This is a genomic window from Aeromonas sp. s8 (assembly GCF_040907785.1).
GTDB lineage: Bacteria > Pseudomonadota > Gammaproteobacteria > Enterobacterales > Aeromonadaceae > Aeromonas > Aeromonas veronii.
This window is the reverse complement of the sequence record NZ_JBFOCL010000047.1, coordinates 261,680-277,581: the sequence shown is the minus strand read 5'-3', so window position 1 is coordinate 277,581 and position 15,902 is coordinate 261,680. Positions and strand designations below refer to the sequence as shown.

Here is a 15,902-nt window from a genome sequence, read left to right as displayed (position 1 = left end):
TGTCTGACGAGGAATGTAAATGGAATTTCGAGCCCAAACGTGGGGGGCTCATATAAAAATCAAGAGGATTACCGCCAATGTGTTCAATTTTCGGCATTCTGGATATCAAGTCCGATGCAGTAGCCCTGCGCAAATCGGCGCTGGAGATGTCCAAGCGACTGCGTCACCGCGGGCCTGACTGGTCCGGCGTCTATAGCTCCGACAAAGCCATTCTGGTGCACGAGCGTCTGGCCATCGTCGACCCTGGCAATGGCGCCCAGCCGCTCTACAACCCCGAGCGCACCCATGTGCTGGCGGTTAACGGCGAGATCTACAACCACAAAGAGCTGGAGAAAACCCTCAAGGTCGACTTCCAGTTCCAGACCAAATCCGACTGTGAAGTGCTGCTGGCGCTCTACAAGGAGAAGGGCCCGGCGTTTCTTGACGATCTCAACGGCATCTTTGCCTTCATTCTTTATGACGCCGAACAGGATGCCTACCTGATTGGTCGCGACCACATGGGGATCATCCCCCTCTATACCGGTCGCGATGAGCACGGCAATTTCTATGTCGCCTCCGAGATGAAGGCGCTGGTGCCGGTCTGCAAGAGCGTCGAAACCTTCCCGCCGGGACACTACCTGTGGAGCAAGGATGGCGAGCTCAAACAGTGGTACAAGCGCGACTGGATGGAGTACGCCGCGGTCGAGCACAATGTCAGCGACAAGGCCGAGCTAAAAGCGGCGCTGGAAGCGGCGGTCAAACGCCAGCTGATGTGTGACGTGCCTTATGGCGTGCTGCTCTCCGGCGGGCTGGACTCCTCCGTCATCTCCGCCATCACCAAGCTCTATGCGGCGCGCCGCATCGAGGACGATGGCAAGAGCGAAGCCTGGTGGCCGCAGCTGCACTCCTTCGCCGTCGGTCTGGAAGGGTCGCCGGATCTCGCCGCCGCCCGCAAGGTGGCTGATCACCTCGGCACCATCCACCACCAGATCCACTTCACCGTGCAGGAGGGTCTGGATGCCCTGCGCGACGTCATCTATCACCTCGAGACCTATGACGTCACCACCATCCGCGCCTCCACACCCATGTATCTGATGGCCCGTTACATCAAGGCGATGGGGATCAAGATGGTGCTCTCCGGCGAAGGCTCCGACGAGCTGTTTGGTGGCTACCTCTACTTCCACAAGGCGCCCAACGCCCGCGAGTTCCACGAAGAGAACGTGCGCAAGCTCGCCTCCTTGCACCTCTATGACTGCCTGCGCGCCAACAAATCGATGGCCGCCTGGGGCGTGGAAGGTCGTGTGCCCTTCCTCGACAAGGAGTTCATGGACGTGGCGATGCGCCTGCAGCCCGCCGACAAGATGTGTGGCAAAGGCAAGATCGAGAAGCACATTCTGCGCGAAGCGTTCGAAGATCTGCTGCCCCACGAAGTGGCCTGGCGCCAGAAGGAGCAGTTCTCCGATGGCGTGGGCTATTCGTGGATCGACAGCCTGAAAGCCATGGTCGAGACCGAAGTGACGGATCAGATGTTCGAAGCGGCTGCATTCCGCTTCCCCATCAACACCCCTCTCACCAAGGAGGCCTACTTCTACCGAGCCATCTTCGACGAGCACTTCCCGCTGGAAGCCGCCGCCCGCACCGTGCCCTACGGCAAGTCGGTCGCCTGCTCCACCCCCACCGCGCTGGAGTGGGATGCCAAGTTCAAGGAGATGGCCGACCCGTCCGGCCGCGCCGTGATGGACGTGCACCAGCAGGGCTACTGAGCCTGCACGCCAAACCGAGCGGATAACGTCAGATAGCAAAAAGCCCTTCACCATGGTGAAGGGCTTTTTTATGATTCAGCGCGACGTGCCGGGCCGGCAGCGCAAAAACTGCCCTCCTATACGGGCAGTGTTGAGCACCAGGACCCGACCGAATGCAATCCGTCCGCAATACGCTCATAAGTGGCCAACCAGGGTAAGGTAAAGCCAACCATTTTATGCACACTGGCCCGATGCCCCCATGACACCGCCTCATCACTGCGATGCCGGGTGTCGAGCTTCATCTTTTCCATGACCGCCAGCGCACTCATATTCAGATGACGGTAAAAACTGGCATTGAGCTGGGTCAGATGGAGCAAGGAGTAGCGCACCCGTTTGAATGTCTCGGCACATACGGGGCTCTGCTTGTGCCAGAAGGATTCCAGTGAACCTTTGGTGGTCAAGCCGTCAATGTCATAGAGTGCACGCCCCATGCAGAAGGTAGGCACATCATGCAACAGCGCAGAGAGACCGACCGTACTGTTGATGGTGATAACCCCTTTGAGCAAGGGATACAGGGTCGGCAGCGGCAGTTCATAACCGTAAAAGACCCTCCCCTCCAGGCCAAGCACTGCGATGAGTCTGTTTATCTGGGCGCGATAACTGACATAGCCCCGATCCATGGGGTGATGCTTGAACAGCAACACATCTTCGGGTTTGGCATGCTGCGCAAAGGAGTTGATCACCTGCGCAACCATCTCCTCTACCCCGCTCAAGTCAGAGTGTTCCCTGATCTGAAAATCTTCGGTCACTTGCAGTGGCACAAAGAAGATCCTCCCGGCGTACTGCGGCAACGCTTTGAGCAAAGCGCGATCCTGGCGCAAGTTGCCGTATTTCACCATGGCGCCGCAGACCCACCCCATCGCCTCCTGCACCAGATTCCAGGGGCGATGATTGACAAAATGGGGATAACGCCACTGCATCAGCGCCTTGCTGATATGGTAACGACTGGCATTCCAGGCGCGCACAGCAAAGGTCTTGCCTACCTTGAGCGAACTGTCATAAGGCTCTGGCCAGTCCAGCTCGGCAAGCTGATCACGACGCTCATACCAGGGGCTGAAGGCATTGACCCCCCCCTGTTCCAACGTGACGTAATCGGGTCTGAGATAACCCTCCTCCATTGCCCAAAATGGCAACTTCTTCAGCTTGCAGATACGGCCAGCAATCAGATGGTAGTAACGGCAATCTCCGTAGCAGACCACCGAATCGATAGCGTGATGCTTGAGCACCCGGCGGAAAAATGCATTCCAGCTCTCCGGTTTACCACAAAAGCGCAGATTTTCCCCCGCACAGGGCCAGCACTCATCCCCGCCATTGAAATGGATCTTCACCACCTGATGTCCCGCCTCGGTCAACTGGCGACTCAAGGCCTGAAAGAAAGGGCCAAGCGGTCCTTGCAGTAACAAAATCTTCATTGACGACGTATCTCAAAAACGGGGGAAGCGAAAACTCAACGGAGCCGGGCGCTGCATGAGCGTCTGGAACAAGTAACCGAGCTTGACCTGCCAGCGTTGCCAACGGCTGGCCTTTTGGGCCGATGAGTGCCCTTGCTTAGCCAGCTGGCGGATCAACTGCTCCGGGCTAATCCAGAGGCCGGTCTGCCAATCGATATAGAGTGGATAGGCAACCAGCGTCAGATAGACCAGAGCCGCCAGCGGCAGACTACGTTGACGGCGAGCAGGCGGATTGGCATCCGTGGTCAACCCCCAGCCACTGTAGAAGGGCTGGCCCCAGGTCGTCACCTTGACTCCCTGCACCAACGCCTCAAAGCCGCTGAGCGATGTCATGGTATGCAGCTCATCCACATGGGGATAAAGGCTGGTGAGGCCAATATCGAGCACCTGACTATCGACACACTCCGCCAGACAGGCCGCTGAAATCGCCCCGCCACGATTGCCCGCCACCACATCAGGATGAGGCTTGTAGAGAATATGGGCTTCGGGTTTAGCCGCCCGCACCGCCCACAGCAATTGCTCGTTACTGCGAATATGCGGGCTCCCGGTCAGAATGGAGGCATCACCATCTACCTGCCCGACCACCAAAACCATCTCACGACCGTCATCCGGCTTGGCGTAATGCTGCGGCTCGCCCACATTGTATTTGCTGACCCTGTGTTCACGTAGCAACGCAATCAGAGCGTCACCGCGCTTGACCTCCACCTCCGTCACCCGCTGGTAGTTGAGCAACTGCTCAAGCCCGCTGGGGGAACGGCTGTCGAAATAGATCCCGACCGGATCCAGTGACAGTGACGAAGGACGGCACAGGTTGGAACCCAACCCTTTCGAGCGGATAAAACCGTCTTCGACCCGTATCGCAGAAACCAGCTCGGGATAGCGGCTTCCCCACACCAGAACCTGCTCATCACCAGTCAACCGCTTGGGAGGCTTGCTAACAAAACAAAGCTCCTCGGCCAAGTGATGACAAAACGCCTGCATAAAGGCGCGCTTCCACAGCGAGAAACCGACCAGATAAAGCCTGCGCCAACGTGGAGCAGGCTTTTGCTGGCGAGCAATGATGGCAACGACCTCTTCCACTTCACAACGTTGGCCAAGCACGGGGTCAAGATAGCGCGGGTAGCAGATCAAGGCTGCAGCAACCAGCTGGGGGAGCGACACTTTTACGTTGCGCCGTTCACACTGCTTGCTGTCATGGGTCAGCCCCCAACCGGCATAAAACGGCATACCGAAGCAATAGACCGGCTTGCCAAGCAACAGGCCCTCAAAACCAAGCTGGGATGACACCGTATAGACAGCATCCACCACATTGAGCAGCGCATGGGGATGGCAGTGATCGGCCACAATCTCCACATCATCCAGGTTCAGACGGGCCAACACCCCGCGCTTCTTGCCAAGGCGAGTATCGGGATGGGTGCGCAGCAACAGGCACGCATCGGGATGATTGCGGCGGGCCTCCTCCACCATCGCCACAAAATCTGCTTCACTGGCCAGGGCGCCAGGAATGGAGAGATCCCCTGCGACCTGATCGACCAGCAGGATCCTGGGTTTGGCGCTCTGCTGCAGACGTGTGGCAAGCCCTGATGGCAAGCCGCCATAGTCCCCGACAGCAGAGAGGGCGGTCACGCTGCCGCTGGCAATCGGCTGACCGGGGGCAGTGGCATAACAGTTGTATTTGGTGACCCCGAGGCGTACCAGCTCACCAATCAGTCGTTCGGCCCGTGCCAACATCTGTGGCTCGCACGGGGTGGCAATCAACTGCTCAAGCTGGCTAGGCTGGCGGGCATCGTAATAGATCCCCACCGGATCGGCGATCAGCGAGACCGCCTTGCCCCCCCTGGCTGGATGACCGATATAACCGATAAAGCCATCTTCAAGCTGCCAATAGGGCAAACTCAGGGTCTTGGCCTGCTCCTTGATCTGGTGGGTATTAGCCTTCTGGCCCCAGCCGATCAGCACATCACCCGGCTGTACGGCATCAGGGGAAGCAAAGCGCGCCAATGGCTGTCCCAGACAGGCGCTGATTTGAGTGCTGCGGGCCAGAATGCCGCTGGATTGTGTCCATAGAGTCATGCAAATTGCTCAGATAAAAAGTTCAGCGAGATGTGGGCTTAAACATATCTCTGAAAAAGGCCCGAGGGTTGAGGTAGAGCTTGCGCAGCTTGCGCCACAGTGGCCGCTTGCGCTGCACCCCCTCTTGCCAGCGCAACAGCCCCGGATATTCGCTCACCGGATAGCCCGCCTCCTCCTGCAAACGGATCATCCACTCGCGAAAATCCGGCAGCTCCCCGCCAAGGTCGTTACAGGGCACCACGGGCCCTTTCAACGGGCCTCGCTCTGCTTCACTGCGAGCCAGCATCTGCTCAAGCAACTGATCATTGTTAGCCCGCCGCTTGTGGTAAGGGTGAGTTAGTGGGCGCGGATGCCACTGGTGAACCAGAAACCGGCCGGCAAACAGATGGGGCAGCGCATAATAACTGAAATAGCGGCGAAACCCCTGATAATCTCCCGGATGCTGTGCCTTGATATTGAGGGCATAGTCATCAGGTCGTGGCCCGATGGGGTAATGACGGGTGAGCCTGTCAATCAGTTCGAGATCTTCGCCGCCATGGCCGACAAACTGCTCGTCAAAGCCCCCCAGCTGCAAAAACCACTCGCGATTCATCAGCAAGCAACTGCTGGCCAGGGCGATTCCCTCAACCCGGTGATTTTCTCCCCGCAAAAAAGACTCCAGGCAGCCCTGAAAATCCCCATCAAAGCGCTCTGTCTCCTCCTTGGTCAGATAAAGGCAGGGGTACATTTCAAAAGACACATGACTTAAATTAGATACCAAGCTCACTCTATCCATAAGAGAAGAAGCTAGTTTTGGTGCAAAAATAAGATCTGCATCAAGTAAAAAGATATATTTACTTGAGATTGAGTTAACAGACTGATTTCTTGCTATACCGGGAGAAAAAATAGAGTGCTTAGGGGAATAAGCCCTAGTAATAACATTTACAAACGGTGGTTTATCCCAGACAACATTGCTGATAAGGAATTTTTCTATGTTGATAGATGACGAGTAAGATAAAAAACACCGTTTTAATCGAGATTGAGCATCGCTGTGTGAACCTCGCACATTTTTCGTAAAAAAAAATGGTGTTATAACACTCAAATTAGATAAGGTTTTTCCCACTGTTTTCCCCAAGAAAGTCCTCCCCATCATTTATAAGTGAAATACTTGTAGTTATCTTCCCTGAATTTTCATCTCTTACATAAAAATCCATTCCAAGAGTTTCTATTAGTTCACCATTTTCCTTTGAACGCCATCCTCTATAAGATGGGTCTCTTTCCCCTCTGTATAAACTATGTTCACTCGCACTGCTTTTTATATCAAAGGGTAAACCGTTCACATTTAATAAAAATCCACCATTAGAGTTTTTTTCAACAGATGAGTTTTCGTCGAAAATAAATCTTTGAGATGCATACTTAACTTGCCCACTACTAACGAATGAGAAAGAATCAACTATTTTTATGGATAATGGAAGATTAATAAAAATCTCTCTAACTAAGGTCTCTTCACCATCATTAATTATATTTTCACACTTTATATAAAATGAATCACCATTTTCTACAAAGTCAACTATTCTAGCTTTAGGATTTAAATTTTTATAATAATCATTACAAATAGTTTTGTCTATCGTCGAAGTAAAAAGACCACTATGTGATAATGATGAAACCAAACTAGCACGATAAGGATCTGTTCTATCGTATCTATATGAACCAGAATCAATAATAATTTCTTGAGTTTTATATCGTAGCGTTATCGAGGTATCATCAACATGTTTATGTATACGAGATCTAGAGTTACATAACAGTGAAAAATAAATATCGTCAGTCTTTATTACTGCGAACCCACTATCAAAAAAGCAAAATGAACTATTAATGGATTCTAACTTTGTTCTAATTATTGGTGAATCCCCAATAGGAGGAATACTACCATCCTGCCATATAGAATATCTTAATGCCCTATCAGAGGATATAAGAATTTCATTCATTGACTCTATCTTCAATAGATTATGACTTGAGAATGAAGAGCTATTATTTAGCAGAGCCTTTATAATTTTACTATATAGCGCATTATTAAATGAATGGTATCCTATTGTATTCTCATTACAAAAACCGTCTTTATCGTAAGCGATTGAGATTGTCCTACTCAATCTCGACAATGCAATGTTTTCAAATTTTTTTGCGTCTGGTATTGACTTAAGAAACAAATATCCATTAAGGACAGCGATATCTGCCATAACCCCATGGTTATTATTTTGATACCAGCTGTATGATGCTAACCACTCTAACCAAAAATGTATAGCAACAATCAGCGCATCGATTTTCGTTTTCTCTAGACTGTCAGCATATCTAGTAACATAATTAATAAGAGTTAATACTCTTTCACTAGCAGAATGATCTGCACTAGTTATATCTTTTAAATCATCACTAAAACATAATGAGGAGTTTAAAAAGCTATGGACTGCAGAATGAATATAATCATCTAAAAGACTATTATTTTCTGACTCTTTAATTAAAAAACCAATATAGTAAAGTGAATAGAACCACATAAAGCCAGATTCATTGAGATTGCATGAATGAGCAGACCACTCTATACCATAGTTTTTATCAATTCTAACTTTATCGGTTGCATAAGGCAAGGATACAATTAATGTATCCCCTATAATATCATATCGAAGACGGAGGTATTCGTCTTTAATATACTTTTGAGTTCTATCAGGTTTAAAATCGGCAAGATATTCATCTATTTTGACAAGCTGCATTTTCTTTTTTAAAGATAACCGCCTACTTTCTCTTTGACCATGCATATCCTTAACATAATAAATAATATCAACTTCATCACATTCCTTTATATCATAGAAAAAACAAACATTTTTATCTTTTTTATATCCAGATTCAGCACATTTTTTATCGTTTACCAACAAATAAAATGCATAGTAAAAATTATCGACTGCCGCATCAGGTGTGGATAAAGAAAAAACAATTTCAGTATCACTAACATTGAAGCTAAAATCCAATGAGTCCATCAATGCTCTGATTTTTAAAACACTCAATCGCTTTATTAATTCAGAGGCAAGATGGATATAATAATCATCTATGTAATGAAGTGGGCTCTTTCCCCAACGATGCTCGATAGACGCAATATGGAGCTCTTCAGGTGCGGTTATAAATTGTTCTTTCGGAACATCAATTGCAACTCTTTCATATATCCTATTGAAATAATTATTGACATGCTCCAAATACTGCTCAGTGTGAATACCATCAAAAGCCGAATGATCAGAGGTTCTTTTTGCCCAAGTGACTGCATTTATCACAACCTTATCCTTAAAATTGTGTTCTTTCATCAGTTGGACAAATTTCTGCCATCCGGCCTCCCATAACAAAAAACGCTCCTCAGAGAAAGGTAATATTTTACGGCCAATATCCGTATCATTTTGCGGAAAACCAGCACCAATTATCTCTGTAGATAAAGTACAACTTGAGCCATTGTTAAATATAAAAAGCGCATGCCGTTCTGATGTAAAATCAATTAAAAAAACATCAAAATCAGAACTTTCAATTTCCTTAGCAAGAGATTTCTTTAAATCACATAAAACCATTCTTTTTTGAAAATTTGATGCAATCTTATCAGACCATTCATCATTAACTTCAAGATTGTCAAACGCACTTGAAATTGCACTTCTAGCAAAGTACTTATCAACTTTATGCATATTTGCCGCATCAAAGTTAAATATATCACGACTAACACATTCACCATAGATAAAAACTTTCATTATAATTCTCAAATTTATTAACAATGACGCCAGAAGATAAAAGCAATACACATATACTGTGTCTTAATATAGTGATAGAATAACAAAGGGGCTATAAATGCTCGCTTTTAATAAGCCCATAAATGCTAAAAGCGTATAAGTTTAAACAATTAAATTCAACAATGAGAGGTTATGCCAACCCCAAAAAAATATACAGCTTTGTCATTCCATTTTTAGGTCTGACTCAATCAAAACAAAAGCAAGCACAACTATTTATTATGTCGAATAACTTTGCAACTTCTGTTGTAACTTACGACAATATTATAAAAACAACATGCTAAGAAAGCATATTAAACGATGTCAACATAGGTTATTACACACTCAATTTAATTAGCATATCCCTCACGTCATCACCTATTTCATCATGACGCAGTGCGAAATCTAGATTTGCTTTTATATAACCAATCTTGCTCCCACAATCATATCGTATACCGTCAAATTCATATGCATATATGGTCTGCTCTTTTAGTAAACACGCGATTGCATCAGTTAATTGAATTTCACCACCCGCACCACGCTGTGTACCTTCTAAAAGCTCGAAAATTCTTGGTTGCAGAATATATCGCCCAACGATCGAAAGATTGGATGGAGCTTCCTCACGAGGGGGTTTTTCTACCACACCATTAAGTTTGTAAAGACGCTCACCTATAGTAATAGGCTCAATTACACCATATTGGCTGACCTTTTCCATTGGAACGGCTTCTACGGCCACCACTGAGCTATGGCTTTCATTTGAAAGCGCAATCATGGTGTCTAGGCAGGGGGTTTTATCGCAATAGATCATGTCGTCAGCCAACAATACAGCAAAGGGTTCATTGCCTACGATCTGTTTGGCACACAATACGGCATGACCAAGACCCAGAGCTTCGGTCTGGCGAACATAAAAACAATTGACCCCTTCTGGAATGATATTCTTAACCGTATCCAGCAAGGCTTTTTTCCCCGCTTGTTCAAGCTTGTATTCCAACTCAAAGTTGCTGTCAAAGTGATCTTCAATAGCACGCTTTGTAGATGAGGTCACAAAAATAAGATCGGTGATACCTGCTGAAATAGCCTCCTCTACTGCATATTGAATCAGTGGCTTATCAACAACAGGTAACATCTCTTTTGGACATGCCTTGGTTGCCGGCAAAAAACGAGTCCCCATACCAGCAACAGGGAAAACAGCCTTTCTTATTTTATTCAAGGGCATCTTAAAATATCTCAATATTTATGAATGTCAACAGACTGTATGATAATCTTGGCACTCAATCATTAAAATAACCACATTGTTGCACACATTGAACTAATTTTTAAATGCCCATGTCATTTAACAATGAGGTGCTATATTTTAATAGATCCCCCGCTGACCATTTCGATTAAGCGGGGAATTTAATATCAAATTTAACAGTTAGTGTCATGAAATAACTCGAGCTCACGAGCGATTATCATTTCTTTATTACACTTTTTGAAAACTTGGTTTGAAGCATTTTTACTCATTTTCACAAATAAATCTGGAGAATGATAAAGTCTCTCAATGCCTGCAACCAAGTTATCTACATTTTCACCATCATCATATACAGCACACTCTTCATCGACAAACTCAGGAATAGCTGCAACAGCACTGGTAAATGGCACAAGACCTGATGACATTGCCTCATCACGTGATACTCCGTGCGAATCCCATCTCGTTGGGCAAAGAAATATTCCATATTGCTTATGAAGAGCAGATATTTCATCATGGTTCACAAAACGCCGCTCCAAGCTGACATTTTCTAGGCCAATGAGCGGTTGTAGTGTCTCATCAAAAAGTGGACCATCACCAATAATATGGAACTGCAGTTTATTAAAAAATGGTTTGTCTTTTAATTTTGTAATCACTGACACACTCAAATCATTAGCATATTGCCTTGAGGCAAATGGTCTTATCGACAATATTTTAGTTCGTTGCGCGGCAGGCTTTTCGATATAGTTAAACTTGGCCATATCTATAGGGTTGTGAATAACAGTATAACTATCTTCTGGCAAACGGAATCCAATATCTTCCATCACTTCTTCAGCAAAATAGTTAGACACGAACACCATTTTCAGGTTTGGATGCATTGGATTTAATATTCTTCGCCAAAACGCCATTCGTATTTCACTGCTTTTCTTTGCCGCTTCACGCTGCTGATCATTGGTATAATTGTAATTACGACGATACCAAGGATGAATCTCCGCACCATGCACCCAGACTATCACGTTAACATGATCAATCACTGGTTCTAATACTGACCACATATGTTCATCAAGGAAGTGAACCAATATGGTTTTATAGCCTGTGCTGGCGATAGTTTTTTGTAAAACCGCCTCACCACCAGTAATTATATCGATATTTTCAAATTCATGGTATGACACGGGTTCATCACGCTTAAATCTGAAAACATCGCATTTACAGCCCCTTTCAAGATACGATTTTACACGGCTATGCACAAACCCGTTTTTATATAAATCGCTATAACTTGGGTAATTATTAGTTAATACCAGGGTGTCTGATTTCACTAATTGTGCTGATATATTCATCGGTTTTTTATCTAAAATCAAACCACCAATGACGGCACTTCCAGATGCATATATACGCAACCCAAGCCGAACAAAACAGGTTCCTTCAGGAATATTGATAGCAACATTTCGGTTTGCTAAATTAATGGCATGTGTAATTTTTGTTTTATTGCCATCTAAAAATTGCAATACAAACTGAATGTTTAACCCTGGTGTAGTGTCAAGGTACATATGAAGCTGACCATTCACCACATTTAACTGCTCAGGTTTGTAGTCAACCTTCGCATACCAATATTCATGTTTATTATCAGGTAAAGATGAATTAAATACCAACTGGCCATGTTCAATAATAGCAGATACACTAGTTGACTTAGGTGGATTAAGTATTTCTAATATCTCACTTCCCCGCAACATCGGTAGTGCATTAATATTTACTTGATCTGGTTTTGCCTGTTCAGAAATTGAATTTATTTCTGCCAGACTATACCCATTGGCAAGGATGTTTTCTTGGAACTCTTCATACTCAAGAACCTCCTCTTTCCCTTCCATACAATAGCCAAACTCATCAACAGAGAATACACTATCGCTCATATACTTATGGGTATACAAGCAGCTAGTCCAGTCTCGAAGATTACTATCTGGAATCACCGCACCAAATGCGATACTTCTGCGGGCTGCAACATACTCAACATTCTTATAGATAGCATCACTGTGGTTTAGCTGTAATTCCCCCGCAACTATCTTATAGAATGCACCTTTGCCAATAACTCTGGCATCAGTATAACGAGTGGCAAGAAGAAGATCGGTAAGATAGTATGGGCCATAATAATCGTCGGTCACCATAGCCGAGAGCCACGTGCCCATGCACGCATCCTTCAACCTTATCTCTTCTGCTTGGCTGGCATTCACCAACGTTATATTGTCTTCCACCTCAAGTCCTGACGTATCAAGACCATTGATCGTGACTATCGTCAATGTTTTATTTTCATAATGCTGGCGGGTGAAGCTTTGGATAAGAGTCACACACTCTTCAATCGACCTCGCATACCCAATCACTGTAACCTGAGGTAGTAAAGATTCGGGCTCACAATTACTAACCTTGCTGTAAACATAAGCCAGTCGATCTTGATACGTATGCTCCATCATGACTTTCCGCAAAGCCTGCAGACGCAGCAATTTTACCTTAAGTGGGTTACCAGCAATTTTGCTTAATCGGCTAACTAGTTCTCGACCAGAATCACTGGTAAACACAAGATCACCAAACATAGCCCTAATACCACGGGAAAAGTTACTGACAGTAACAGTATTCGAGGCAAGCAGCTCAAATACCCGTCTGGCAAACATTGATTGTGACTGTTTTATCGAGTTAAGATTAATTGAATAGTAATACCCCTTGTAAGCCCGATCAATTTCGCTATAGGGTAATGTACCGACGATAAACGGCTGATATTCTGCCGGGAATTGATAATTAGGATCGTCTTTCCCATAGTTTCGGTCATAGATTTCAACAGGTTTAAAATCTGGTAGGCTCAGCAAAAAATCGCCTAAATCGCGAGTTCTTTCTGGATATTTTACATAATAAGCACCGGCGAAACAGAAGGCATCTTTTCGTTCATACTTTTCAATTGGATTGTTAACCATTGGCTGCGCAGCAAAGGGTAAGAAATATACTCGATCATGACCCAATGCTGATTTGTAACGGCTAATGCAGTCAATATCTGTGGTAAAGATATAATCAAAAAGCTTGGCGGTATTAAGGAAAGTCTCGAAATGGACAGGATCTTCTTTATTCCAGAATATCGTAGGCACTTTATTTTTTCGGCACCAAGCAGCAATGTTAACCACTTCTTGGCTCATATGACCGACTTTACTCCCCCACAAATCATTTTTGCCACGCCAGGCGGACTCAATGAAAAGCAATTCAGGCTGGAATGTGGTTAACTCTTGCTCCCAGTGTTGTGGTGTCAGTTGCAGCAAATTGCATTCCGGCTCATAGGACAGAAAGGTAAATTCGTCCATAATGCTGGCAACTTTCAATTGTTTTAATGCTTTTGCCAAGCCATCCTTTGTATCAATAACTAACGACTCAATCGCGCTCTCCAGATGAAGTATCTCTGTTCGATTGGTAAACCCAGCCGCCTCAGTTGGCTGATAAGAGAGCAGTTGCTGAGCCGGCATTGTCATACGTCTTTCTGCTGCCAGACGCCTTATTTGCCACAGCTTCGCTGGTAGAGTGAGGAAATTCTTCCAACTTTTAGTTGAAAAAATAAGGGTATGGCCCAACTGGTAGGAGAGTGTGTTCTTAAGTTTGGCCGCTCTTATCTTATGTTGTGATAGCTCGGCTTCTTTATGATGCAGCTCATGACGAAGATCATGCAGAGCCAAGCGAGCGCGCAGAAACTCCATCTTCAGATGATCTTGTTCAGATTGCAAAGATTGAGTCACTGCCTGATTGACACTGAGAATGCTATCCTTGTCACCCACTACCGTTTTTAACTCGGTAAGATCATTACTTAATGCGGCAATATGCTCCTTTTCAAGGTTTATTTCACTCAAAGCAGTTTCATATTTAGTACTAATTGACTTTAACTCTTCATTGTACTCTCTATTTTTCTGGGTGACATTTCTATATTTTAAACGAGCTGAGTTGAGTTCAGCCTCAACTAGTTTTTTCTCATTTGCTAGTATATCTTTTTCTTTTTTCAACTCACGCTCTATGAGTTCCCTTTCTTTAATGAGCGCCTCTATCTCTTTATTTAACTTAGTTTCAAGCAATTTTTTCTCTTTCGCAAGAGCCTCTTTTTCCTGAGTTAACCGAGCTTCAATTAATGATTTTTCTTTGGCAAGAGTCTCCTTCTCTATATTATATAACTGTGCATCAAGTTCTATTTTTGACAGCAATTCAGCCTTAGTCTGCACTTGTGCCTTCTTTTTTTTAGCTCTATTAATTCTTTGTTTTTTCATAATTTTTTCACATGGGCCATGATAATTATCATGGCCCATTTTTGATAGAAGATTAGATAGCGTTAACGAAGTCAAATATTTGGTTACTAGCGATATCGCTGCGATTCAAACCAACAAATTGCTTGTGCTTGACCAAAATAATCATTACATCCGCTTGTTGTAATGCATCTGACAATGATGCCAACTTGACGTTATTACGATTTTCCAGCGCAGCGGGCAGGGCTTCAATATTTGGCTCAACCGCCAAAATTTTATAAGCCGGGTTATTTGCCAGGGTCTTGGTGATATCCAGTGCCGGGCTTTCACGCAGATCGTCGATATCCGGTTTGAAGGCCAGACCCAGACAGGCAATTTTCGGGTTGCTCAGACCGGCCACCGCTTTTTCTACCTGCTCCACCACATAGTGCGGCTTGTAGTCGTTGACCAGGCGAGCCTGGTGGATGATTTTGGCAGTGTCAGGATTCTGGTTGACGATAAACCAGGGGTCAACGGCGATGCAGTGACCACCCACGCCACAACCCGGCTGCAGGATATTGACCCGCGGGTGACGGTTGGCAAGGGAGATCAGCTCCCACACATTGATGCCCTGCTGGTCACAGATCAGTGACAGTTCATTGGCAAAGGCGATATTGACATCACGGAAGGCGTTTTCGGTCAGCTTGCTCATCTCGGCGGTGCGTGCTTCGGTGGCAATGCATTCACCCTTCTTGACAAACATCTTGTAGACCTGAGTGGCGGCTTCGGTACTGGCCTTGTCCATGCCACCGATGATGCGATCGTTCTCCACCAGCTCGCGGATCACCTGACCGGGCAACACGCGCTCCGGGCAGTGGGCAACAAAGATGTCAGGGGTCTGGCCTTCTGCCACTGTGTGCGGGAAGGTCAGATCGCTGCGCTCTTCGGCCAGCCATTTGGCCATCTGTTCGGTGGCCCCCACCGGAGAAGTGGACTCCAGTACCACCAGATTGCCTTTCTCCAGCATGGGCGCCAGGGCACGGGAAGCACTCTCGATATATTTCAGATCCGGTTCGTGATCTTCACCCTTGAACGGGGTCGGCACAGCAATCAGGAAGGCATCCGCCTTCTGCGGGCTGGTGTGTGCGCTCAGGTGGCCATCCTGTACCGCCTGCTTGACCAGATCTTCCAGGCCCGGTTCCACGATATGGATCTTGCCCTGATTGATGGTGTCTACCGCATGCTGGTTGACATCGACACCGATAACCCGAATGCCGTTGCTGGCGATGACTGCTGCTGTTGGCAAACCGATATAACCCAGACCAACCACGGAGATGGTTTCGAATTTCATTATTTTGTGCTCTCAAAAG

The 15,902-nt window shown here is 46.3% G+C and carries 8 protein-coding genes; 1 reads left to right on the top strand and 7 read right to left on the bottom strand.

The window, feature by feature from the left end; all coding sequences use genetic code 11:
- Positions 1-77 precede the first annotated feature (77 nt).
- A complete protein-coding gene (gene asnB, locus AB5Y86_RS17280) occupies positions 78-1,742 on the top strand; it encodes an asparagine synthase B (protein ID WP_110303926.1) in 1,665 nt (554 codons plus the stop codon).
- Between the two features lie 116 nt (positions 1,743-1,858).
- On the opposite strand, the gene AB5Y86_RS17275 is transcribed toward asnB, so the two are convergent.
- The 7 genes from AB5Y86_RS17275 to wecC form a co-directional block, all read right to left on the bottom strand.
- Complete coding sequence (locus AB5Y86_RS17275) at positions 1,859-3,193, bottom strand: capsule biosynthesis protein (protein ID WP_368193556.1); 1,335 nt, start codon at positions 3,191-3,193, stop codon at positions 1,859-1,861.
- A 12-nt stretch (positions 3,194-3,205) separates the two neighbouring features.
- Positions 3,206-5,305 (bottom strand): capsular polysaccharide biosynthesis protein, encoded by a 2,100-nt coding sequence (locus AB5Y86_RS17270; protein WP_368193554.1) that lies wholly within the window; start codon positions 5,303-5,305, stop codon positions 3,206-3,208.
- Positions 5,306-5,327: 22 nt separating this feature from the next.
- Positions 5,328-6,419: a galactosyltransferase-related protein gene (locus AB5Y86_RS17265; protein WP_368193552.1), complete on the bottom strand. Its 1,092-nt coding sequence runs from the start codon at positions 6,417-6,419 to the stop codon at positions 5,328-5,330.
- Entirely contained in the window at positions 6,388-9,054 is a 2,667-nt protein-coding gene (locus tag AB5Y86_RS17260) for a DUF6270 domain-containing protein (RefSeq protein ID WP_368193550.1), read from the bottom strand. The genes AB5Y86_RS17265 and AB5Y86_RS17260 overlap by 32 nt, the downstream gene beginning before the upstream one ends.
- Before the next feature lie 352 nt (positions 9,055-9,406).
- A complete protein-coding gene (gene galU / locus AB5Y86_RS17255) occupies positions 9,407-10,285 on the bottom strand; it encodes a UTP--glucose-1-phosphate uridylyltransferase GalU (protein WP_322112860.1) in 879 nt (292 codons plus the stop codon).
- Positions 10,286-10,476: 191 nt separating this feature from the next.
- The gene (locus AB5Y86_RS17250) at positions 10,477-14,577 is read right to left on the bottom strand and encodes a glycosyltransferase (protein WP_368193549.1); all 4,101 of its coding nucleotides are present in this window, start codon (positions 14,575-14,577) and stop codon (positions 10,477-10,479) included.
- Positions 14,578-14,629: 52 nt separating this feature from the next.
- Positions 14,630-15,883 carry a UDP-N-acetyl-D-mannosamine dehydrogenase gene (gene wecC / locus AB5Y86_RS17245; protein ID WP_368193547.1) on the bottom strand — a complete coding sequence of 418 codons (1,254 nt, stop codon included), beginning with the start codon at positions 15,881-15,883 and terminating at the stop codon, positions 14,630-14,632.
- Between the last annotated feature and the right edge of the window lie 19 nt (positions 15,884-15,902).

Excerpts from the sequence above, each read along its gene's own strand:
- asnB (WP_110303926.1), top strand. The coding sequence starts at position 78 with ATGTGTTCAATTTTCGGCATTCTGGATATCAAGTCCGATGCAGTAGCC.
- AB5Y86_RS17275 (WP_368193556.1), bottom strand. The coding sequence starts at position 3,193 with ATGAAGATTTTGTTACTGCAAGGACCGCTTGGCCCTTTCTTTCAGGCC.
- AB5Y86_RS17270 (WP_368193554.1), bottom strand. The coding sequence starts at position 5,305 with ATGACTCTATGGACACAATCCAGCGGCATTCTGGCCCGCAGCACTCAA.
- AB5Y86_RS17260 (WP_368193550.1), bottom strand. The coding sequence starts at position 9,054 with ATGAAAGTTTTTATCTATGGTGAATGTGTTAGTCGTGATATATTTAAC.
- galU (WP_322112860.1), bottom strand. The coding sequence starts at position 10,285 with ATGCCCTTGAATAAAATAAGAAAGGCTGTTTTCCCTGTTGCTGGTATG.
- AB5Y86_RS17250 (WP_368193549.1), bottom strand. The coding sequence starts at position 14,577 with ATGAAAAAACAAAGAATTAATAGAGCTAAAAAAAAGAAGGCACAAGTG.
- wecC (WP_368193547.1), bottom strand. The coding sequence starts at position 15,883 with ATGAAATTCGAAACCATCTCCGTGGTTGGTCTGGGTTATATCGGTTTG.